The organism is Pelagerythrobacter sp. (assembly GCF_041912895.1).
Taxonomy (GTDB): domain Bacteria; phylum Pseudomonadota; class Alphaproteobacteria; order Sphingomonadales; family Sphingomonadaceae; genus Pelagerythrobacter.
Map to the genome: position 1 here is coordinate 140,177 of NZ_JAYSGI010000004.1, position 22,993 is coordinate 163,169.

15 protein-coding genes are annotated in these 22,993 nt (G+C 66.9%); 10 read left to right on the plus strand and 5 right to left on the minus strand.

The annotated features are described in order from the left end of the window. Positions 1–358: 358 nt before the first annotated feature. From ACE3QC_RS12720 to ACE3QC_RS12755, 8 genes are all read left to right on the plus strand, one after another. Positions 359–2,656, plus strand: coding sequence for a TonB-dependent receptor (locus ACE3QC_RS12720; protein WP_374408799.1), 2,298 nt, complete (start codon positions 359–361; stop codon positions 2,654–2,656). A gap of 29 nt (positions 2,657–2,685) precedes the next feature. Continuing rightward, on the plus strand, positions 2,686–4,347 hold the full coding sequence (locus ACE3QC_RS12725) for a carboxylesterase/lipase family protein (RefSeq protein WP_374408801.1): 1,662 nt from the start codon (positions 2,686–2,688) through the stop codon (positions 4,345–4,347). A gap of 11 nt (positions 4,348–4,358) precedes the next feature. Then, a complete protein-coding gene (locus ACE3QC_RS12730) occupies positions 4,359–5,906 on the plus strand; it encodes a long-chain-fatty-acid--CoA ligase (RefSeq protein WP_374408928.1) in 1,548 nt (515 codons plus the stop codon). 56 nt (positions 5,907–5,962) lie between these two features. Beyond that, positions 5,963–6,658: a TetR/AcrR family transcriptional regulator gene (locus ACE3QC_RS12735; protein WP_374408803.1), complete on the plus strand. Its 696-nt coding sequence runs from the start codon at positions 5,963–5,965 to the stop codon at positions 6,656–6,658. Between the two features lie 94 nt (positions 6,659–6,752). Beyond that, positions 6,753–7,646 carry an SDR family NAD(P)-dependent oxidoreductase gene (locus ACE3QC_RS12740; RefSeq protein ID WP_374408805.1) on the plus strand — a complete coding sequence of 298 codons (894 nt, stop codon included), beginning with the start codon at positions 6,753–6,755 and terminating at the stop codon, positions 7,644–7,646. A gap of 121 nt (positions 7,647–7,767) precedes the next feature. Next, complete coding sequence (locus ACE3QC_RS12745; RefSeq protein WP_374408807.1) at positions 7,768–9,399, plus strand: carboxylesterase/lipase family protein; 1,632 nt, start codon at positions 7,768–7,770, stop codon at positions 9,397–9,399. Between the two features lie 34 nt (positions 9,400–9,433). Further along, a complete protein-coding gene (locus tag ACE3QC_RS12750) occupies positions 9,434–10,762 on the plus strand; it encodes a spinster family MFS transporter (protein WP_374408808.1) in 1,329 nt (442 codons plus the stop codon). Beyond that, complete coding sequence (locus ACE3QC_RS12755; protein ID WP_374408810.1) at positions 10,759–12,348, plus strand: FG-GAP repeat domain-containing protein; 1,590 nt, start codon at positions 10,759–10,761, stop codon at positions 12,346–12,348. Before ACE3QC_RS12750 ends, ACE3QC_RS12755 begins: the two co-directional genes overlap by 4 nt. Before the next feature lie 20 nt (positions 12,349–12,368). Here the strand turns inward: ACE3QC_RS12755 and ACE3QC_RS12760 are convergent, their stop codons facing one another. Together ACE3QC_RS12760 and ACE3QC_RS12765 are read right to left on the minus strand one after the other, a co-directional pair. Then, on the minus strand, positions 12,369–14,408 hold the full coding sequence (locus ACE3QC_RS12760) for a 3-hydroxyacyl-CoA dehydrogenase NAD-binding domain-containing protein (RefSeq protein ID WP_374408812.1): 2,040 nt from the start codon (positions 14,406–14,408) through the stop codon (positions 12,369–12,371). 11 nt (positions 14,409–14,419) lie between these two features. Then, on the minus strand, positions 14,420–15,655 hold the full coding sequence (locus ACE3QC_RS12765; protein ID WP_374408814.1) for a serine hydrolase domain-containing protein: 1,236 nt from the start codon (positions 15,653–15,655) through the stop codon (positions 14,420–14,422). Between the two features lie 312 nt (positions 15,656–15,967). Here ACE3QC_RS12765 and ACE3QC_RS12770 point away from each other — a divergent pair, with 312 nt between their 5' ends. Together ACE3QC_RS12770 and ACE3QC_RS12775 are read left to right on the plus strand one after the other, a co-directional pair. Further along, on the plus strand, positions 15,968–17,722 hold the full coding sequence (locus ACE3QC_RS12770) for a class I adenylate-forming enzyme family protein (protein ID WP_374408816.1): 1,755 nt from the start codon (positions 15,968–15,970) through the stop codon (positions 17,720–17,722). 67 nt (positions 17,723–17,789) lie between these two features. Further along, on the plus strand, positions 17,790–19,025 hold the full coding sequence (locus ACE3QC_RS12775) for a TetR/AcrR family transcriptional regulator (RefSeq protein WP_374408818.1): 1,236 nt from the start codon (positions 17,790–17,792) through the stop codon (positions 19,023–19,025). Positions 19,026–19,089: 64 nt separating this feature from the next. Here ACE3QC_RS12775 and ACE3QC_RS12780 read toward each other — a convergent pair whose 3' ends face one another. From ACE3QC_RS12780 to ACE3QC_RS12790, 3 genes are all read right to left on the minus strand, one after another. Beyond that, a complete protein-coding gene (locus ACE3QC_RS12780; RefSeq protein WP_374408820.1) occupies positions 19,090–20,160 on the minus strand; it encodes an acyl-CoA dehydrogenase family protein in 1,071 nt (356 codons plus the stop codon). A gap of 14 nt (positions 20,161–20,174) precedes the next feature. After that, positions 20,175–21,401, minus strand: a complete 1,227-nt coding sequence (locus ACE3QC_RS12785; RefSeq protein WP_374408822.1) for an acyl-CoA dehydrogenase family protein — start codon at positions 21,399–21,401, stop codon at positions 20,175–20,177. 157 nt (positions 21,402–21,558) lie between these two features. After that, positions 21,559–22,848, minus strand: coding sequence for a sugar MFS transporter (locus ACE3QC_RS12790; protein WP_374408824.1), 1,290 nt, complete (start codon positions 22,846–22,848; stop codon positions 21,559–21,561). Positions 22,849–22,993 lie beyond the last annotated feature (145 nt).

A 22,993-nucleotide genomic window follows, 5' to 3' on the forward strand; every position in this document is an offset into this window, starting at 1 on the left:
ACGCGCGCTCGGTGTCCGGCTCGGATGCGGAGCACGCAGCCACTGACAGCAGTCCCGCAAGGGTCGCAATCCGGAGCAGATTTTCGGCCATTTCGCTCGCATAGCGAGCGCCGTGCACCTGTAACAGATGCTGCGAGAAATCTTTTTCGATTCACGATGATTCGCGCGGGCTTCCGGCGTTCGCGGCGCGCGGCGGCCAAGCGAACGAAAGCGGCCGGCCGGCTGCGCCGAGCAGCCTGATCGCTGATTTCAAAAAGTTATTCACGCTCGCGATAGTGAATGTTGACAGCGATCCGCTTTTGCGTATTTTTACGGCCAAGGCGCCAGGCATAACGGCGCGATCGATGGGAGAGTGACGATGAAGGGATGGCTTTGGGCCTCCGCGTCTGCGGTGGCGGTCGCGAGCTTACCGGGTGTTGCCTTGGCGCAGGACGCGGCGGAACCGGAAGAGCCCAATACGCAAACGGTAGAGGAAATCTCCCCGACCGCGCAGGCGAGGGACGACGATGTCATCATCGTGACCGCGACCCGCCGCGAGCAGAGCCTGCAGGACGTGCCGCTCAGCGTGACCGCGTTCGGCCAGGAGGAGCTCGATGATCTTGGCATCGTCGGCTACGAAGGCATCGCGCAGAACACGCCGGGTATCGTGGTCAACCGGCCGACCCAGAACTTCAACAATTTCACCAGCCGCGGCATCAATACCAACGGCTACAGCGCCGGGCTGCAGAGCGCGGTCGCGATCTACATCGACGAACTGCCGATCTCGGCGAACGGCAACTCGACGATCCTCGATCCCAACCTCTACGATGTCGAGCGCGTCGAATTCCTGCGCGGGCCGCAGGGGACGCTGTTCGGATCGAACTCGCTCGCCGGGGCGATGCGGATCATCACCCGCAGCCCCGATCTCAACGATTTCGAAGCTTCGGCGAGCGCCGATCTCGGGCTCATCAACTCCGATTCCATCCGCCAGCGCTACAACGCGATGATCAACGTGCCGCTGATGACCGACGAGCTCGGCCTGCGCGCCACCGGCTACTATCGCAACGAGGACGGCTGGGTCGACAACATCGGCACCGGGGTGGAGAATGCCAACAGCCTCGAGGCCTACGGCGGCCGCATCGCGCTGCTGATGCAGCCGAGCGAGCGGATGACGGTGAAGCTGCTCGCCTCGTACGAGAACAGCAAGCCCGCCGACTCTGCGCTGACCAATCCGGCGCTCGGCAAGTTCGTGCGCAATTCGGACCGGCCGGACCTGTTCCAGGGCAAGCTCACCAACTACAACATCACCGCCACCTACGAATTCGATTTCGCCGAACTGATCAGCTCGACCACGCTGTCGGACTACGACGCCTCGTTCTACGTCGATCTGGCGGGCACGTTTGCGCAGGCCTTCCCGTTCGCGCTCGACGCCTACGGGTTCGACGATCTCTTCGTGCAGGAAACGCGGCTCGTGTCGCGGAACTCGGGCCCGTTCGAGTGGGTGGCGGGGTTCTTCTACTACGATAAGCGCCGCACGGTCGATTTCGAGTACCGCTCGACGCAGGAATTCCTCGACGCGCGCGGGCTGACCGGGCTGCCCGACGAATACTACCAGCGCTTCAATTCCTACACCGACCAGACCGAGATCGCCGGGTTCGGCGAAGCGACGCTGCATCTGGGCGAGAATTTCTGGATCACCGGCGGTCTGCGCTACGGCCAGACCGAAGTGCAGTCGTTCACCCGCGCCGGTGGTTACAACAGCAATTACCTGACTCTGGCGCTGCTCGGGCTGACCAACGTGCCGGTCACCGTCACCCCGATACCCTATGCCGAGGGCCTGAAGGTCACCGACGACCGCCTGTCCTACAAGGCGAGCGCGTCGTGGCGACCGGTGCCCGAGCTGACGGCCTATGCCACGATATCGACCGGTTTCCGCACCCCGGTGGTCAACGCGCGGGCGGGCCTCGTCAGCGCGATCGATCCGACCGATATCGTCATTCCTGACGGGGCAGATTCGGACAGCGTGACCAACTACGAGCTCGGCGTGAAGGGGCGTTGGCTAGGCGGCGATCTCACCGCCAACCTCGCCGCCTATTTCATCGACTGGCAGGATATCCAGGTCCAGGCGAACCGCGTTTCGGACACGATCCAGTTCGCCACCAACATCGGAGCAGCCGAAAGCTACGGGCTTGAATTCGAGGTCGTGGCGCGTCCCGTCACCGGGCTCAGCCTCGCGGTCAACGGATCGTTCAACCATGCCGAGGTCACCGAACTGACACCGGTCGAGGCGGCGATTTCCGGTGCGGAACTGGGCACCCGGCTCGCCTCGCCGAAGTTCCAGGGATCGGGCACGCTACGCTACGATTTCGCGATCGGCGACGGGGCGGACGCCTTCGCCTCGGTCAACGTCTCGCACGTCGGGTCCTTCCCGAACCAGTTCCCCAACGTGCCGGGTAACCCGAACGCGGTCGCGCCGACCTACGATTTCACCGACGCCTGGACCAACGTGAACCTGTTCGCAGGCACCAAGCTGGGCGCCGTGGGGATCACCGCTTACGTCGAAAACCTGCTCGACGACGATTCGATCACTTACGTTCACCCGGAAGCGTTCCTCGACAGCCGCTACGCACGGATGCGCCCGCGGACCTTCGGCGTGCGGCTGGACTACGCGTTCTGATGCGCGGCGAAACCAAAAGGGAGAGTACGATGATATCGGGTCGCGCCGCGTATCTGTTAGCCGGGCTTGCCGGTCTGGCGTTGACGGCCTGCGCGCACGTGCCCGCCGTCGGTGACGCAAGGCCGGTGGTCGATGCGCCCGCCGGAGGCCTGCGAGGGGTATCGGAAGACGGTGTCGCCGTGTTCCGTGGCATTCCCTATGCCGAAGCGCCGGTCAGCGACCTGCGGTGGAAGCCGCCGGTCGCCAAGGCGGATTGGGACGGCGTGCGCGATGCAGGCGAATTCGGCGCGCCGTGCTTCCAGCCGGAGTCGCGCCCCACCGCCAACAACATCTATGCCGAGGATTTCGGACCGATGAGCGAGGATTGCCTCTCGCTCAACGTCTGGGCGCCCGAGGATGCGCAGGGCGCGCCGGTGTTCGTGTGGATCCACGGCGGGGCGCTTGTCGGGGGCGCAAGCAACTCGCCGATATACGACGGATCGCACCTCGCCGAACAAGGCGTGATCGTCGTGTCGCTCAACTATCGGCTCGGCGCGCTTGGCTTTCTCGCCCATCCCGAACTGAGCGCGGAATCGCGCGAGGGGATATCGGGCAACTACGGCTTGCTGGACCAGATCGAGGCATTGCGCTGGATCGAGCGCAACATCGCGGCGTTCGGCGGCGATCCCGGTAACGTCACCATCGCCGGAGAATCGGCCGGCGCGCTCAGCGTGATGTACCTGATGACCTCGCCGCCGGCCCAGGGCTTGTTCGACAAGGCGGTGATGCAGAGCTCGTACATGGTTTCGACGCCGGCCCTGAAGGAGGCCCGGCACGGGCATCCCTCGGCGGAGTCGATCGGGACATGGCTGCAGGATCAGCTCGACGTTACAGGGATCGCCGATCTGCGCGCAATGAGCGCCCGCGAGTTGACCGACCGGTCGACCGCGGCGGGTTACCCGACCTGGGCGACGGTCGACGGCAAAGTGCTTCCGCGGCAGACGGTCGAAAGCTTCGATCGCGGCGAGCAGGCGAAGGTGCCGCTGCTCGCCGGTTTCAACAGCGGCGAGATCCGTTCGCTGCGACGGCTGCTGCCGCCCGCGCCCGCCACGGCGGAGGAATACGAGGCGAAGATCCGCGCCGCCTACGGCGATAGCGCCGATCGCTATCTGGCGGCCTATCCGTCGGCCACGATCGACGAGAGCCTGCTGGCGGCGGGGCGCGACGCGCTCTACGGCTGGACCGCCCAGCGCATGGGCGAAAAGCACGCCGCAGCGGGCGCGCCGGCCTATCTCTACTTGTTCGACCACGGCTATCCGGCTGCGGACGAAGCCGGACTGCACGCCTTCCACGCGTCCGAAATCCCGTTCATGTTCGGCACGATCTGGGAGACACCGGGGAACTGGCCGCAAATCCCGCGTACCGAGGGGCAGCGGGCGCTGTCCGATGCGATGGTGGGTTACTGGGCCTCGTTCGCGCGCACCGGCATGCCGGTCGCGGAGGGGCATCCGGACTGGCCGCGGTTCGGCGGCGACGAGGCCTTCATGGTGTTCGACGACACGCCGTCGATCGCCCGCGACGTGCTCGGCGACCGCTACGATCTCTACGAGGAAACCGTCTGCCGCCGCCGCGCGGCAGGCGATCAACAATGGAACTGGAACGTGGGCGTGATCTCGCCGCCGCTGCCGCCGAAAGCGCCGCAATGCCGGTAACCGACGGCGCGATGCAGGACTACGCGCTTACCCTCGACAAGCTGCTCGACCATGCGGCGAAGTGGCATCCCCGGACCGAGGTGGTCACCGCACTCGACGACGGGATCACCCCGCGCATCGGCTACGCCGCGCTGCGCGAGCGAGCGAAGCGCGTCTCGGCCGCTCTCGCCGGGCTCGGCATCGGGCGGGGCGACCGGGTGGCGACGCTCGCATGGAACACGCAGGCCCATCTCGAAAGCTGGTATGCGATCATGGGCATGGGCGCGGTGTGCCATACGCTCAACCCGCGGCTGCTCGCCGATCAGCTCGCGTGGATGGTCCGCCAGTCCGAAGCGTCGGTGTTGATCGCCAGCGCCGACCTCGCTCCGCTCGCGCGCGCCATCGCGGCGGAAGCGCCGCATCTCGGGCGCGTGCTGGTGATCGACGGCGATGCCGACGATCCGGACGAATCGCTCGACGCTCTCGTCGAGGCTGCCGAGGGCGAGGTCGCCTGGGGCGGGTTCGACGAGAACACGCCATGCGGCCTGTGTTTCACGTCGGGCACCACCGGTGCGCCCAAGGGCGTGACCTACACCCACCGCGCCAACTATCTGCACACCTTGCGCCAGCTCCAGGCCGACGTGACGGGGATGACCTCGCGCGATGTCGTGCTGCCGGTGGTGCCGATGTTCCATGCCAACGCCTGGGGGCTGCCCTTCGCCGCGCCGGCGACCGGGGCGAAGCTCGTGCTGCCCGGCCGTCATGCCGACGGCGCCAGCCTGGCGAAGCTTATCGCCGGGGAAGGGGTGACGATCGCGGTCGGCGTGCCCACGGTCTGGCTCGGCCTGTTCGACCATCTCGACGCAAGCGGGGCGGAGCTGCCCTCGCTCGAGCGGATCATGGTCGGCGGCGCGCCGATGCCGCCAGCGCTGATGGCGCGGATCGAGGAGCGTGGGGTCGAGGTGCAGACGACCTGGGGCATGACCGAGCTTTCCCCCCTCGGCACCGCCACGCCGCCCGCTGCAAAGCCGCGCGACCCGTCGCGTTCGGGCCGCCCGGCGCAGGGGATGGACCTGCTGCTGACCGATCACGCCGGCGATCCGCTGCCCGAGCAGCGCGGCACCGAAGGGCACCTGTGGGTCCGCGGACCGTCCGTGGTCGCGCGTTACTTCGGGCAGGACGAACTCGCAACGAAGGGCGGCTGGTTCGATACGGGCGACCTCGCCACGATCGACGAAGCGGGATATCTGCAGATTACCGGACGATCGAAGGAACTCATCAAGTCCGGCGGCGAGTGGATCAACCCGGCCGAGATCGAGGCGCTGGTCGCCTCGCTGCCCGAAGTCGCGCTCGCCGCAGTAATCGGCCGGGCCGATCCGAAATGGGGCGAGCGGCCGCTGCTGCTCGTCGAACTGCGCGAGGACGCTTCGCCCAGCGACGAGGAACTGGTCGCGCCACTGCAAGGGCGGGTGGCGAACTGGTGGGTTCCCGACGCGATCGTGCGGCTCGACCGGATGCCGCTGGCGGCGACGGGCAAGATCGACAAGTTGCGCTTGCGAACCGAATATAGCAGGGCGTGAGCACAATATCCGATCTTGCGGTCGCGCGTGCGGCCAGAGTTGAAAAGGGGCGCACCTTGCCGGCAGCCAGGAAACCGCGGACCAAGCCGCAATCGAAGGCGGAACGGCGCGCGGAGACGACCGAGCAGATCCTCGACGCCGCCGAATACCTGTTCTCGCGCCACGGGCTGTATGGCGTGACGCTGAAGGATGTCGCCAAGCGCGTTGGCGTCCACCACACGCTGGTGAACTACTATTTCGACGACAAGCAGACGCTGTTCGAGGCGGTGTTCGCCCGGCGCGCGTCGGTGACGATCGACAAGCGGATGCAGGCGCTTGAGGATTACGACAGGGAAGCCGGCGATCGGCCGACGATCGAGGGCGCGCTGCACGCCTTCCTCGATACCGACCTCGATCTCTACATCCAGGGCGGCGAGGGCTGGAAGAACTATGGCGCGTTCGGCGCGCAGGCGTCGAACAGCCCCGAAGGCGCCGTGTTCATGGACAAGTATTTCGATCCCGTCGTGCTGCGGCTGATCGAAATCCTCAAGCGCGCCCTACCCGACGCGGACGCGGAAGACATCTTCTGGGGCTACCACTTCGTCACCGGCGCGCTGATGCTCACGCTCGCGCGCACGGGGCGTATCGACAAGCTGTCCGAGGGGCTGTGCCGGTCGGACGATTACGAGGCGGTCAAAGTGCGCATGGCGCGGTTCATGGCCGCGGGCTTCCGCGACATCTGCAACGAGAGACGCGACCAGCGAGCGGGCTGAGCGCGAGCAAGGGATGCAAGCGGGTGCCGCTGTGCTCGGATTTTTGTTAACTCACTGGTGAATTACTGTTATGGGCGACGAGGGAGAAGTTCGGATGAATCTGTCGGGTCGGATCGCGATCGTTACCGGTGCGGGCGGTGGGCTTGGCCGTTGTCACGCGCTGGAACTGGCGCGGCACGGGGCGAAAGTGGTAGTCAACGACCTCGGCCGCGATGCAGCCAAGGGCGTCGCCGAGGAAATCCGCGCGGCGGGGGGCGAGGCGATCGCCGTGGCTGCTTCCGTAACCGATGAAAGCAGCGTCGCCGCGATGGTGGCCGAGACGCTCGACCGCTGGGGCCGGATCGACATCCTCGTCAACAACGCCGGCATCCTGCGCGACAAGAGCTTCGCCAAGATGGACATCGCCGACTTCCGCACGGTCGTCGACGTACACCTGATGGGCGCGGCGATCTGCACCAAGGCGGTGTGGGAGACGATGCGCGCGCAGAAGCATGGCCGGATTGTGATGACCACCTCGTCCTCCGGCCTCTACGGCAACTTCGGACAAGCCAATTACGGCGCGGCCAAGATGGCGCTGGTCGGCCTGATGCAGACACTCGCGATCGAAGGCGAGAAATACGGCATCCGCGTTAATTGCCTCGCCCCCACCGCGGCGACGCAGATGACCGGTGGCGTGTTGTCGGAAGACGCGCTGGCGTGCCTCGATCCGGCGCTGGTCAGCCCCGGCGTGGCTCACCTCGCGAGCGACGAGGCGCCCAGCCGCGCGATCCTGTGCGCGGGCGCGGGGCATTTCGCGGCCGCGCACGTGACCCTGACCGAAGGCATCCACATCGGCGAGCGCGCCGATGCTGCTCCGGCGGTCGCCGCCGGATGGTCGCGGATCGCCGATCGCTCGGGCGAAATCGTGCCCGCCTACGGTTTCACCCAGGCCGAACGCGAGATCGCCGCGGCCGGATGCGACAGCGAGGCGATGGCCGTGGCCAACTAGAGGCGGGAATCGATGCCTGGAGAGCGGCGCGGAGCCGCCGGGGGCAGAATGGGAAGGAGAGGACCGAATGTACGCAGCAGGCAAGCCGCGCGCTTCGAAAGGCGCTGGTTCGACGAGGCACGTGGCGGCCGCCGCTGCAACGGGCCTCGCGGTCTTGCTCGCCGGGTGCACGACGGTCGCGGCTCCTTCCGCCGGTGCAGCCGGGCCGATCGCATCTACCACATCGGGCGAGGTCGGCGGCACGCTGGATTCCGGTATCGCGGTGTTCAAGGGCATACCCTATGCCGCGCCGCCGGTGGGCGAGCTGCGGTGGGCGCCGCCTGCCCCCGCCGCGCGGTGGCAGGGTGTGAAGAGCGCGCGCGACTTCGGCCCGGCCTGCGTGCAGCCCGAAGTGCCGGGCCAGAGCATCTACAACGATCCGCCCGCAGAGCAGTCCGAAGACTGCCTAACGCTCAACGTCTGGTCGCCGGAGGCGGCGCGCAAGGCACCCGTGGTGGTATGGATCCACGGCGGTTCGCTCCGCACCGGTGCCGGCAGCGCGCCGCTCTACGACGGCGGCGTCTACGCCAGGCGCGGGGTGGTGTTCGTATCGCTGAACTATCGCCTCGGCGCGCTGGGCTGGCTGGCGCATCGCGAACTGAGCGCTGGATCGGCGGACGAAATTTCCGGCAACTACGGACTGCTCGACCAGATCGCCGCGCTCGCCTGGGTGCGCGAAAACGCGGCGGCATTCGGCGGCGATCCGGGCAACGTCACGATCATGGGCGAATCGGCGGGCGCACTCAGCGCCACCTATCTGCTGGCTTCGCCGCGCGCGAAAGGGTTGTTCGACAAGGCCATCGTCCAGAGCCCGAACAGCCGCGCCTTTCCCGAACTCTCACAGGCCGCCAACGGCCTGCCGTCCGCGGAAACGATCGGCGGGCTGGCGCTGCGCGCGCTGGGGGCCGAGAACATCGCTGCCGCCCGTTCGCTGAGCGCGCGCGAAGTGATCGACCGGACCAGCGCGGCCGGCTTCCCCGCGCAAGGGACGATCGACGGCAAGATTCTTCCGCGCCAGATCGTCGACACCTTCGATCGCGGCGAGCAGGCGCAGGTGCCGCTGATCGTCGGCTTCAACGGCGACGAGGTCCGCACCCAGCGCGCCTTCCTGCCCGATATCCCCGAAGATGCCGCGGAATATGCGCGGCGGATCGGGCAGGGCTACGGCGATCTCGCGCCCGAATTCCTGCGGCTCTACCCCGCTTCGGGTGGCGAGCAGTCGGCGCTCGATGCGCTGCGCGACGGCATCTACGGCTGGGCGGCGGAGCGGCTCGCGATGAAGCAAGCCGAGGCGGGCGTGCCTTCGTATCTCTACGTCTTCGATCACTGCTACCCGGCGGCCGAGGCGCGCGACATTTGCGGTTTTCACGCCTCCGAAGTGCCGTTCACCTTCGGCAACTTCGATCCCGGCGATCTGCCGCCTCGCTGGCCTGCCCCCGGGGGCGAACGCGATACGGCGCTGTCGAACGCGATGCTCGATTACTGGACCAGCTTCGCGCGTGACGGGCAGCCGCGGTCGCCCGGCCATGCCGCCTGGCCGGCCTATGCTTCGGGCCAGTCCTACATGCTGTTCGACGGCACGGCGCAGGCGTCGCGCGATCCATACCCCGGCATGTTCGAGCTGAACGAGGCGTTCGCCGCGCAGCGCAGGGCGGCGGGCGAGGCGTGGGGCCTGGCGATCGGCCTCGGCGCCGCGCCGAAGGGCGAGCAATGACAAGAGACAGGTTCAATCGGGGAGTGTCCGCAGCATGATCGATGCCACCGCAAATGCGCCCGAGGGCGCATCCGCCTCCACGCCGTATGCGCGGAAATCCTATCGCTATTTCGTGCTGGCGATCCTCACGCTCGTCTATGCGCTGAACTTCGTCGACCGCCAGTTGCTGGTGATCCTGCAGGAACAGATCAAGCTGGAGCTCGAACTGTCGGACACGCAGCTCGGCCTGCTGTCGGGCTTCGCCTTCGCGCTGTTCTACGTATCGTGCGGCATCCCGATCGCGCGCTGGGCCGATCGCGGCGTGCGGCGCAACATTATCGCGCTGGCGCTGACGGTGTGGAGCGGCATGACCGCGGTGAGCGGCTTGGCGCAGAACTACACCCACCTGCTGCTCGCGCGGATCGGCGTGGGCGTGGGTGAGGCGGGGGGCAGCCCGCCGTCGCATTCGATGATCTCCGACATGTTCGAGGAGAAGGAACGGGCGACCGCGCTCTCGATCTATTCGGTCGGCATCTACATCGGTATTCTCACCGGCTTCGCGCTCGGCGGCTTCATCGCCGACGCATTCGGCTGGCGGACCGCGTTTTTCGTGGTTGGCCTGCCGGGGATCGCGGTGGCGATCTTCCTGCGCCTCGTTGTGCGCGAGCCGATCCGGGGCTGGTCGGAAAAGCGCGAGGCCGAAGCGGGCGATCCGCCGCCCTTCCTCGAGGTCATGCGCTTCCTGTGGTCGCGCCGCACCTTTCGCAATCTCGCGCTCGCCGGGAGCCTGCAGGCGACGGTGATCTACGGCGTCGGCAACTGGCTGCCGTCGTATTTCCTGCGCAACCACGAGATCGGGCTGGCCGAACTGGGGGTGTGGATGGCGCTGACCGCCGGGTTCGGCGGCGGTGCGGGATCGTTCTTCGGCGGCTGGCTGGCCGACCGGCTGGGCCAGCGCGATCGGCGCTGGTACGTCTGGGGTTCGGCCATCCTGCTGCTGTCGATCACCCCCGTCCTGCTGGTCATGCTGACCACCGGCAACCTGACGCTGGCACTGCTGCTGACGGGCCTGTTCCACTTCCTGTCGGCATCGTACCTCGGCCCCGCGCTGGCGGTTTCGCACGGCCTCGTCGGGCTGCGGATGCGCGCGCTGACCTCGGCGATATTCTTCTTCTTCATCAACCTGATCGGGCTCGGGTTGGGGCCGGTCATCGTCGGGATGATCAGCGATACGCTTGCCGCGAACGGCGCCGAGGGCGCTCTGGCGACGGCGATGCTGCTGGTGGGCTGCGTTGCGTCGCTGTGGGGCGTGCTGCACTATCTGCTCGCCGCGCGGCATATTCGCGCCGATCTTGCTGCAAGCCCGACCGCGAGACCGGCATGACGGTGAGGCGGGCTCTTCCCGTGCTCGCCGCGCTGCTGGTGGCGGGTTGCGTTTCCGGTGGCGGGTTGGCGAGCGGATCGGCCAGCGTGGCGGACACGCCGACCCGTGCCACGACGCCCGGCGGCAACTACATCACATGGCGCGAGCACCTCGTGGACGACGAGGGCGTCAACGGCGGGCTCGCGCTTCGCGGCGGCGACGGCTTGCAGATCGCCGATATCGATCGCGACGGGTTCATGGACATCGTCTCCGTCCATGAGGATTCGCACCATTTGCGCATCGCCTTCGGCAGCGCGGACCCCGATCGCTGGGATCTGGTGACGGTGGCCTCGGGCGATGTGGTCGCCGCGATCGAGGATGTCGCGGTAGGCGATCTCGACGGCGATGGCTGGCCCGATCTCGTCGCCGCCAGCGAGGAAGCGCACCTCGCCTATTTCCACAACCCCGGCTCCTCCGCCGCAGCCCGCGAGGGTGGCTGGCGCAGCGCGATACCGCGGGTGACGCAAGGGCGCGGTTCGTGGCTGCGGGTGTTCGTCGCGGATATCGACGGAGACGGCCGGGCCGACGTGGTCGCGGCCAACAAGGGCGCGAGCGACATCGTCGACCCCTCGGCCCCGCGCGCCGACCGGACGACCTCGCTGTTCATGATCGCAGGCGATCCGCTGGATGGCGAGACGTGGCAGGAACAGGTGCTGTTCGCGCGCGACGTGCCCAATACCGCGATGCCGGTGGATATCGACGGAGACGGCGATCTCGACATCCTCGCCGCCGCGCGGCTCGACGAGCAGATGTACGTGCTCGAAAACAAGGGTGTTTCCGATACCGGAAGCGTGGAAATCGCGCCGCATCCGGTGGTTATCGGGGCGACCGGAAAAGATGCGCCCGGCTGCACCGTGTCATCCGGCGCCTTTCAGTCGCAGTTCCGCGATCTCGGTGGCGACGGCAGGCTCGATCTCGTCGTGGCCGTGACCGAGAAATGCGGCGATCCGCGCGCTCCCGGCGGGCTTCCGGCGCTGGCCTGGCTACGCCAGCCCACCACGCTCGACGGCACGTGGGATTATCACCGCATCGGCGACATTCGGCCCGACGCGGTGATCGCGATCGAGCTCGCCGATATCGACGGAGACGGCGATCTCGATGCGGTTACCGGCGGCTATTCGGGGCTCAATATCTTGCGCGGCGGTTACACCCCGGCCACGCGCGAGGAAGACCATCCGCACGTTACGTCCGCCTCCACGGTGGGCCGCATCGCGTGGTTCGCCAACCCCGGCGATCCCGCCGGCGAATGGACCCGGCACGACATCTCGCGGCGGGTGCGCGGCATGTTCGACCAGTTCATCGCGCGCGACATGGATGGCGACGGCGATCTCGACCTCGTCGGCACGCGCGGCAACAGCGGCGCCTTCGACGGTGTGTTCTGGCTCGAGCAGGTGCGCTCGCCCCGGCCGGTCCGTTCGTTCCGGCCCGCCCGCGAGGACGAGAGCCGCGCGCTCCCCTTGCCGCCGGCGGACTGGATCGACCGCTACGAGCGCGACGCGACACTGGTGCCGCCGAACAAGCGCGGTGATCCTGCCGCCGGCAGCTGAGCTGCCGCGATCCGTCGGGATCAGCCGGTGAACTGCGCCCCGGCGGCGGCTTTCGCCCGCAAGTGATCGCTGACCGGCAGGCCGTGCTTCTCGAGCCCGGCGACGACCGTATCAAACCCTACGGTGTCGGCCCAGAACATCGGGCCGCCGGTGTAGAGGGGCCAGCCGTAACCGTTGATCCACACGACATCGATGTCGCTGGCGCGCTGGGCCATTTTCTCCTCGAGGATTTTCGCCCCTTCGTTGACCATCGGGTAAAGCAGCCGCTCGCGGATTTCGTCCTTCGATATGTCGCGTTGCTCGTTGCCTTCCTTCGCGGCGAAATCGGCGATGATCGCCTTCACCTCGTCGGACGGCGTGCGGTTGCGCGCCTCGTCGTAGTCGTAGAAGCCCTTGCCCGCCTTCTGGCCAAAGCGGCCTGCGGCGCAGAGCGCTTCGCGCACGGTGGTGACTTTCGACGGATCGCGGTGCCAGCCGATGTCGATCCCGGCGAGATCGCCCATCTGGAACGGCCCCATCGGAAAGCCGAATTCGAGCAGGACGTCGTCGACGTCCCAATAATTCGCGCCTTCCATGATGAGCTGGTTTGCCTGCTCCTGACGCTTGGAGAGCATGCGGTTGCCGATGAAGCCGGGGCACACGCCCGAAACGGCGGCGACCTTGCCGATCTTCTTCGCCAGCTTCATCGCGGTCGCCAGCACGTCGTCGCGCGTTTCGGCACCGCGCACGATTTCCAGCAGCTTCATCACGTTGGCGGGGCTGAAGAAATGCAGGCCAAGGACATAGCCGGGCCGCTGCGTCGCGGTCGCGATCTCGTCGATGTTGAGATAGCTGGTATTCGAGGCGAGGATCGCGCCCTGCTTCACCACTTCGTCGAGCTTGGCGAAGACCTGCTTCTTCACGTCCATCGATTCATAGACCGCCTCGATCACGAGGTCGCAATCGGCGAGATCGGCATAATCGAGCGTGGGCGTCAGCAGGCTCATCGCGGCTTCGACCTGATCGGCGGTCATCCGGCCGCGCTTGGCGGTGTTCTCGTAGTTCCGCCGCATCGTGGCGGCGCCGCGGTCGAGCGCGTCCTGCGCCATTTCGAGGATCGTGACGGGAATGCCGGCGGACAGGAAGTTCATCGCGATCCCGCCGCCCATCGTGCCGGCGCCGATCACACCCACCTTCTTCACCGGGATGAGCGGAGTGTCGGCGGGCACGTCGTCGATCTTGTTGGCGGCGCGTTCCGCGAAGAAATAATGCCGCATCGCTTTCGACTGCGTGCCGCCCATCAGCGAGGCGAACAGCTCGCGCTCTCTCTTCACGCCGTCGGCATAGGGCAGTTCGCCCGCCGCCTTGACCGCTGCGATCCCCGCGTTGGGGGCATCGAAGCCGCGCATCTTGCGCGCGTTCTTCTGGCGGAACTCGTCGAAGATCGCCGGGTTCTTCACGCCATCCCGGTTGGCGTCGCCGTCCGACGCGCGCGGCGCCGGCTGGCCGATCTTCGATCGGGCGAAGGCGACGGCGTCCGCCGCCAGGCTGTCCTCGCCGACGATTTCGTCGACCAGACCGATAGCCTGCGCCTTCTTCGCGGGAATCGGATCGCCGATCGCGACCAGCGGCAGCGCGGCTTCGGCGCCGACCAGCCGCGGCAATCGCTGGGTGCCCGCGGCACCGGGGATCAGGCCGAGCTTGACCTCGGGCAGCCCCAGCTTCGCGCTGGGCACCGCCACGCGGTAGTGGCAGGCAAGCGCCACCTCGCATCCGCCGCCCAGCGCTGTGCCGTGGATCGCGGCGACCACCGGCTTGTCGCTCGCCTCCAGCCGGTCGAGAGCTTCGGGCAGGCTCGGCACTTGCGGCGGCTTGCCGAATTCGGTGATGTCGGCGCCCGCGAAGAACGTGCGCCCGTCGCACCGGATCACGACCGCCTCGATCGAATCGTCGCCGAGAGCCTCCTCGATGCCTGCGACGAGACCGGCGCGCACGGCCTGCCCGAGCGCGTTGACCGGCGGGTTATCGGACACGATGACGAGCACGTTCTCGTCGCGTTCGGTGCGGATGGGCGATGTCATGGCAGGCTCCTTCAGGCGTTGCTGGCGGTCAGCGCGGAATAGATCAGCGTCTTGAGCTGGCGGCGGACCGGATACGTGGACGAGGGGTAGAGCTGGGTCATGAAGACGCAGGTGATCCGCTCCACCGGATCGACGAAGAAGGCGGTCGAATAGGCGCCGCCCCAGTAGAATTCGCCCTTGCTCGCGGGCATCAGCGTCTTCGCCGGATCGACGACCGTCGCGAAGCCCAGACCGAACCCGGTTCCGGCGTTGTTGGCTTCGGAAAACAGGCTGCGGCTGATTTGGGTAAGGTCGACGCCGCCCGGCAGGTGATTGGCGGTCATGAAGTCCAGCGTCTTGGGCGCGACGATCCGCGCGCCGCCGAGCTCGCCCCTGTTCAGCAGCATCGTGCAGAACCGGTGGTAATCGGCGATCGTGCCGATCAGCCCGCCGCCGCTGCTGTCGAACGTACCTTCGCCAAGCAGGCGACTCTCGGCTGCCCGATCGACCAGTTTCGGCGGCTCGCCGGGGCGATACGCGTAGGCATCCGCAAAGCGATCCGCCTGACCTTCGGCAACGCGAAAGCCGGTGTCCTTCATGCCGAGCGGTTCGAAGATGTGCTGGCGGAAATAGTCGCCCAGCCGCATGCCGGAAAGCCGCTCCACCGCGATCCCGAGCACGTCGGTGGAGACCGAGTAGTTCCAGCTCGTGCCGGGTTCGAACTCCAGCGGGAACTCGGTCAGCCGGGTGACATAGTCGTCGCTCGTCAGGTTCCCGCGCGCGAAATCGAACCCTACCTCGCGATAGGCGGCATCGACGCTGGTGCGGTTCTGGAAGCCGTAGGTCAGCCCCGACATGTGCGTGAGCAGGTCGACGAAGCGCATCGGCCGTCCGCGCCGGGTGGGGGCGAAGGGCACCGCGCCCCCGCCGCCGGCATAGGCGCCGATCTCGGCGAACTCGGGAAGTACGCGCGCGACCGGATCGTCCACCGCGACCTTGCACTGTTCCACCAACTGCATGAACGCGATCGAGGTGATCGGCTTGGTCATGCTGGCGATGCGGAACAGCGCATCCTCGCGCATCGCGGTGCCGTCGGCGCGGAGCGTGCCGAAGTGCGCGTAGTGCACCGGCACTCCATCGCGTGCGACCAGGACTTGCGCGCTGGGCAAGCGCCCGCTGTCGATATACTGATCTTCCAGGAAGCCGTCGATCCGCGCCAGCCGCGCTGGATCGAAGCCGAGCCCGGCCGCATCCGCCAATTCGATCATGCTCTCTCCCGCATCGCTCCCGATCGGGCATACCTTTTTTTCTGACGGTTGAAAGTAGCGCATTCCGCGCGCTTTTGAAAACTCGTACCTGAATTTCAGAAAGTGGCCGGTTGCACCTTGCCACGGATGCCGCCTTCTGCATAAATTCCCGGCGATCAATCGCAAAAGCGAAACTTCGAGAGGATCTGCCCGAATGCGCGACGCCGCCATCGTGTCCACCGCCCGCATGCCGCTCTTTCCGCCGCGGTTCGGAGCGGGGTCGACCGAAGCCTCAAGGCAGATCGTCGCCGGCTCGCTCGGAGGGCTTTGACGATGGCCACGAATGCGCCGGATCTCGCGTCCGCACTCGGCTGGAGTCCGCCCGAAGGATGGCCCGCAATCTCGCGCGAGAAATGCCGCGAAATCCTCACGGCGCCGGGCCAGCCGTTCGAAATGGCGACGGTCGATATATGCGGTGTGCCGACCCGCACGTGGAAGAACGCACCGCCGAACCTGCGCGCGATAGCTCTACTGGGGCAGACGCACGGCGAGCGCGAATTCACGATCTACGAGGACGAGCGCGTCACCTACGACGCCTGGTTCCGCGCGGTGGCGGCGCTGGCGCACGAGTTTCGCGCGCGCGGCGTGGGCAAGGGCGACCGGGTGGCGGTGGCGATGCGCAACCTGCCCGAATGGCCGGTCGCGTTTTTCGCCGCGGTCACGATCGGCGCCATTGCCGTGCCGCTCAACGCCTGGTGGACGGGGCCGGAACTTGCTTACGGCCTGGCCAACTCGGGCACGAGGCTGCTGGTGTGCGACGGCGGGCGGTGGGACCGGATCGCGCCGCACCGCGCCGAATGTCCCGACCTCGAGACGGTGCTCGTCGCACGCTGCGAAGGTGAGCCGGAGGGGGCCGAGCTGCTGGAAGGGGTAATCGGGACGCCGAAGGACTACGCCGCGCTGCCGCAAGCCGAACTGCCCGAGGCCGAGATCGCCCCGGAGGACGATGCGACGATCTTCTACACCAGCGGCACCACCGGCTATCCCAAGGGTGCGCTCGGCACCCACCGCAATCTCACGACGAATATCATGTCGAGCGGCTACAACGCCGCCTGCGCGGTGCTCCGCCGCGGCGAGGAAATCCCCGAACCCGCGCGCAAGGTCGGGTTGACGGTGATCCCGCTGTTCCACGTCACCGCCTGTTCGGCCGGTTTGATGGGGAATATCGCGGCGGGCAACACGCTGATCTTCATGCACAAGTGGGACCCGGTGCAGGCGTTCGAGATCATCGAACGCGAGAAAGTCAACGCCACCGGCGGGGTGCCGACGATCGCCTGGCAGTTGATCGAGCACCCGGCGCGCAAGAACTACGATCTCTCCAGCATCGAAGCGATCGCCTATGGCGGCGCGCCCGCCGCGCCCGAGCTGGTGCGCAAGATCCGCGAAGTCTTCGGCGCGCTGCCCGGCAACGGCTGGGGCATGACCGAGACGATGGCCACCGTCACCGGCCATTCGAGCGAGGACTACCTCAACCGCCCCGACAGCTGCGGGCCGCCGGTGGCCGTCGCGGACCTGAAGATCATGGACGAGGATGGCCGAACGGAAATGCCCGCCGGCGAAGTGGGCGAGCTGTGGGCGCGCGGGCCGATGGTGGTCAAGGGCTACTGGAACAATCCCGATGCCACGGCCGAAACCTTCATCGATGGCTGGGTCCGTACCGGCGACCTCGCCCGGCTGGACGAGGAAGGGTTCTGCTACATCGTCGACCGGGCGAAGGACATGATCATCCGCGGGGGCGAGAACATCTATTCATCCGAAGTGGAGAACGTGCTCTACGACCATCCGGCGGTCACCGACGCTGCGCTGATCGGCCTGCCGCACCTGCAACTGGGTGAGGAGCCGGCCGCGGTCGTCCACCTCGCGCCGGGTACCAGCGCCAGCGAGAGCGAACTGCAGGCCTGGGTGGCGGAGCGGCTGGCGAAGTTCAAGGTGCCGGTGCGGGTGGTATTCACCCAGGAAACCCTGCCGCGCAACGCCAACGGCAAGATACTCAAGAAAGATCTCGCCGCGCTGTTCGAGGGGGGATAGCTGCCCGGCCCGCCTTGGCACGTTCGCCTGGCCTGATGTAACGAACCTGAAATCCCGGGGGGAACCGATGGCGAGCAGGAGTGCGGAGACGACACGGTTCGGCGAGAAGCGCCGGGCCATCATCCATGCCGCTTCGGTGCTTATCAACGAAGCCGGGGTCAAGGCGACCACGCTGTCCGACGTCGCGCGCGCGATCGGGCTCAACGCCACGAGCATCACCTATTACTTCTCGCGCAAGGAACAGCTCGTCGTCGCCGTCTACGAGGAGACGCTGGACCTGATGGAGCGGATGGCGGCCGATGCGCTGGCCGAGCCCGACCCGGCGGCCCGCCTGCGCCGCTACATCGCCGAGCATGTCGCCCTGCGCGCGCGCATCCGCCACGGCGAGAGCGGGCTGCTGACCGCGCTGTCGGAAATCCGCACGCTTGACCCCGAGGCGCAGGCGCCGTTGCTGGCCCGATACCGCGAGGTGGTCGACCTCGTGCGCCGGTTCTTCGGCGATGCCGCGAACGACCGCCAGCGCGCGCTCCATTCCGCGCGCGCGCATGTTCTGCTCGAAGCGGTGATGTGGTGGCCGGTGTGGTCGCTGCGCTATTCCACGCTCGATTTCCCGCGCGTGAGCGAACGGATGTTCGACATTCTCGCGCACGGCATTCCGGCCAGGGCGGGTGAATGGCGGCCGCAGCGGCTGGAGAACGGCGGCTGGCGTACGCAGGGCGATGCCAAGCCGACTCAGAACGACGAGTTCCTGCGCGCGGCGACGGTCACCATCAACCAGCGCGGCTATCGCGGCGCTTCGGTCAACCGCATCGCCAGGTCGCTCAACGTCACCAAGGGCAGTTTCTACCACCACCACGATGCCAAGGACGATCTCGTGCTCGCGTGCTTCCAGCGCAGCTACGACCGGCTCTCGGCGGCGCAGATGGCGGGGATGGATATCGAAGCGGACCACTGGGCGCGCCTGTCGAGCGTGCTCGGCGAATTGCTGGAAATGCAGTTCTTCGACGCCATGCCGCTGCTGCGCACGACGGCGCTGCAAGCGCTGGAAAGCGAGCACAAGGTCGACGTCGTCACGCGTTCCAACCGCCTCGCGCGGCGTTTTGCGGGGATGCTGATCGACGGGATTGCCGACGGATCGGTGCGCGCGATCGATCCGCTCATCGCCAGCCAGATCCTCATGTCGACCCTCAATGGCGCTTACGAGGCGCGCAACTGGGCGGCGCGGTTCGGCGACCCCGAACTGGCGATCCGCACTTACATCTCGACTCTGTCGTCGGGCCTGCTCGCGCCGGTCGAGGCGTAAGGTACGAGGTTGCGCGGCTCGCGCACACGGAAGATCGGCCGCAGCGGCCGGGCCGGCGATCGCCTCAATAGCCGCCGATCGCCGCGAAGCGGTCGCGCAGATAGGCGGTGCTGCCCCAACTCGCCTCGAGCACGCGCGCGCGCTTGAGATAGAAGCCGATGTCGTATTCGTCGGTCATGCCGATGCCGCCGTGGAGCTGCACCCCTTCGCGGCTCATGGCGTGGAGCACGCGGTTCGCTTCGGCCTTGGCGATCGCGGCCGCGCGCGGCACGCCGAAGCCGCCGTCGAGCGCCTGCAGCCCGCCCTCGACCGCCGAGCGCATCATCGCCAGATCGCCGAACAGGTCGGCCATCCGGTGTTGCAACGCCTGAAACGTCGCGAGCACCTGATTGAACTGCACGCGCTGCTTCAGGTAGTCGAGCGTGGTGTCGAACACCGCCTGCGCCATTCCGAGCATCTCGCAAGCCGTGAGGATGCGCGCGCGGTCGAGCACGTCTTCGAGCAGGCCGTCGCCACCGCTTTCGAGTTTCTCGGCCGCCGCGCCATCGAAGACTACCTCCGCATGGCTGCGCTGATCGGTCAGCTTGCGGTCCGACAGCGAAACGCCGTCGCCCTTCTCGACGAGGTAGAGGCCATCGGCGGCGGCGACCACGAACAGGTCCGCGCCGTGCGCTTCGTGCACGAAAGCCTTGGTGCCGGAGAGCTTTCCGCCCGAAACCTTGGTGGCAATCTTCGCCGGATCGTGCCGCGGCCCTTCGTCGATCGCCAGCGTGCCGATGGTCTCGCCGCTCGCGAGTTTCGGCAGCCACTTCGTTTTCTGCGCCTCGCTCCCGCCGAGCACGATCGCGGCGGCGGCGAGCGTGCTCGCGACCAGCGGGCTCGCGCTGAGCGTCTTGCCCAGTTCCTCGATCACCAGCCCGGCCGATAGCCAGCCGAAGTCCGATCCGCCGTGTTCCTCGGGCACGATCACCCCGGTCCAGCCCATCTGCGCCATTGCGCCATAGGCTTCGCGATCGAAAGCCTCAGGCGCCGCGTTCGCGCGCACCTTGCGGAAGGCCGAGACCGGGCTTTCGTTCGCCGCCCAATCGCGCGCCATGTCGCGCAGCATTTCCTGCTCTTCGTTGAGAACCGCCATGTCCCTGGTGTCCCTTACTGGTGGTCGAGCATGCCGAGCACACGCTTGGCGATGATGTTGTTCTGGATTTCGGTGGAGCCACCGTAGATCGTGGTCGCCTTGCCGAAAAGCCAGGCGCGCACTCCGGCGAGCTCCGCATCGGCGAAGCCGTCGCCTTCCCAGCCGAGACCTTGCAGGCCCATGATCTCGATCATCAGTTCGGCGCGCTCCTGCCCGAGCTTGGTGCCGAGTTTCTTGAGCACCGAGCTGATCTCGCTGACGCCGCCGGCCGCCTTGCTTTCCTCCGCCGCGCGGCGGGCAGTGAGCAGGAAGGCGCTCCAGCGGATTTCGAAATCGGCAATCCGGTCGCGCAGCACCTTGTCGGCGATCGCGCCGCTGTCGTCTGTGTCGACATACTTCTTCGCGATGTCGGCCAGGCTCGCACCCATCATGCGCGCCAGCGCGCCGCCGCCCGAAAGGTTGGTGCGTTCGTGCTGGAGCAGGCGCTTGCCGATCGTCCAGCCCTGGCCTTCCTCGCCGACGAGGTTTTCCTTGGGCACCTTTACGTCGGTGAAGAAGGTTTCGCAGAACGGGCTCATGCCGCTGATCATCTGGATCGGGCGGACCTCGACGCCCGGCGCGTCCATGTCGATCAGCAGAAAGCTGATGCCCTTGTGCTTGTCGCTGCGGTCTGTGCGCACGAGGCAGAAGCACTTGTCGGCCCACTGCCCGCCGCTGGTCCAGGTTTTCTGGCCGTTGATGAGGTAGTGATCGCCCCCCACCGGATCGGAAACCGCCTCCGCCGTGGTTTGTAGGTTGGCGAGGTCGGAGCCGGCATTGGGCTCGGAATATCCCTGGCACCAGCGGATCTCGCCGCGGGCGATCGGGGGAATGTGTTCCTTCTTCTGCTCCTCGCTGCCGTATTCGAGCAGGGTGGGGCCGAACATCATCACGCCCATACCGCCGATAGGGTTCCACGCGCCCGCCTTCGTCATCTCCTCGTCAAGGATGCGCGCCTGCCTGCGGTCGAGCCCGCCGCCGCCGTAATCCTTCGGCCAAGTGGGCGTGCCCCAGCCGCGAGCGCCCATCGCCTCGCGCCACTGGCGCTGCGCTTCGCTTTCTTCCGTCGGGCCCTCCACGCTCGCGAGGGCGTTGTTCGCGCCCTTGAGTTCGGGCGGGAAGTTCGCGGCCAGGAATTGACGCACCTCCTCGCGGAAGGCGTCGTCGGCGCTCGGCGCCTTCAGGTCGGGCTGGGTCGCCATCGGTCTCTCCTCGTCTGTCGGGCCGGTCCGCCGGGGGCCGTATCGCCGACGATGCCCGACCGGCATACCCCATACTCGAAGAGGAGCAAGTCGATTGTTGCCGCGGCGCGCGTGGCGCCGGGCAACGACCGATGGTTATGGCCCGGGCCGACGCCGGTCAGGCGGGGCGACGGGCGAAGATGCCGAAGCCTGCGATGATCGCATAGCAGATCGCCGGGAGGATCAGCGCGGTGGCGAGGCTGGTGGCGTCCGCAATCAGGCCGTAGAGCGCCGGGATCACCGCGCCGCCGGCGATGGCGACGTTGATGATGCCCGACCCGTCCGCAGCGCGCGGCCCCAGCTTCTCGCAGGCGAGCGAGAAAATCGTCGGGAACATGATCGAGTTCATCAGGCCCACGGCGAGCAGCGAATAGCCGGATACCGTACCGGTCGTGCTGGTCGAGATCGCGATCAGGGCGATCGCGCCGGTCGCCGCGGTGGCGAGCAGGAGGCCGGGGCTGACGACCCGAAGCAGGCCGGAACCGATGAAGCGCCCGACCAGCGCGCCGCCCCAATAGAGCGAGATCAGCTTGCCGGCATCCTGTTCGGGCAGCGCAAGGACATCCGCCTGCATCAGGTAGTTGACGATGAAGCTGCCGATCGCGACTTCCGCGCCGACATAGAGGAAGATGCACGCCGCACCATAACCGAAGCGCGGGCGCTTGAGCAGCGCGACGCCTTCGACGAAGCTGGTCTGTTCATGCCGCTCTCCCTTGAGCCGGTTGCGGAAGAGCCAGACCACGCCTGCTACCACCGCGATGGCGGCGGCGAGGCCGAGATATCCGTTGACGATCGCCTGGGATTCGGCCTGCTGATAGGCAATCAGTTCGGCGCCGGAGAGCTCGGCTGCAGTCACCGTGGCGAGGCTGCCGAGGATGAGGATCGCGCCGAAATACGGGAAGATCGTGGTGCCGAGCGAGTTGAAACCTTGCGCGAAGGTGAGCCGGCTATGGGTCGTTTCGGCAGGGCCGAGCAGACTGATCAGCGGATTGGCAACGATCTGGACCAGCACCACGCCGGTCGCGAGCACGAAGTATGCGGCCAGGAAAACCCCGAACACCGCCGATTGGCTCGCGGGAATGAACATCAGGCAGCCCAGGATCATCGTCACCAGACCGGCTGCCGCTCCGCGCATATAGCCGATCTTTTTGATCAGTTTGGCCCCCGGAATGCCGACCACCGCGTAAGCGACGAAGAACCACACCTGCACCAATGAAGCCTCGAAGAAGCTGAGCGTGAACAGTTCCTTGAGCTTCGGGATGATCACATCGTTGAGCGACGTGATGCCGCCGAAGATGAAGAACAGGCCGAACACGAAATATTGCAGGCCGGGCGCGTTCACGTGCTGGCCGTCGTCCTCCACCGTGCTCGGATTGGTGCTCGAGGCGACTTCGGGTGCCATGGCCATTTTCGCGTTACTCCCAGAGTGCACGTGCTTTTCCGGCCGTCTAACGAACCGTGTAACCGGTTGCACGCACTTTTCTATTCCGGCACAGGTCATCTCGGGAATTCGCGCCGCCGTCAATTCGCATACGTAGTCGCGTCGAGCCGCA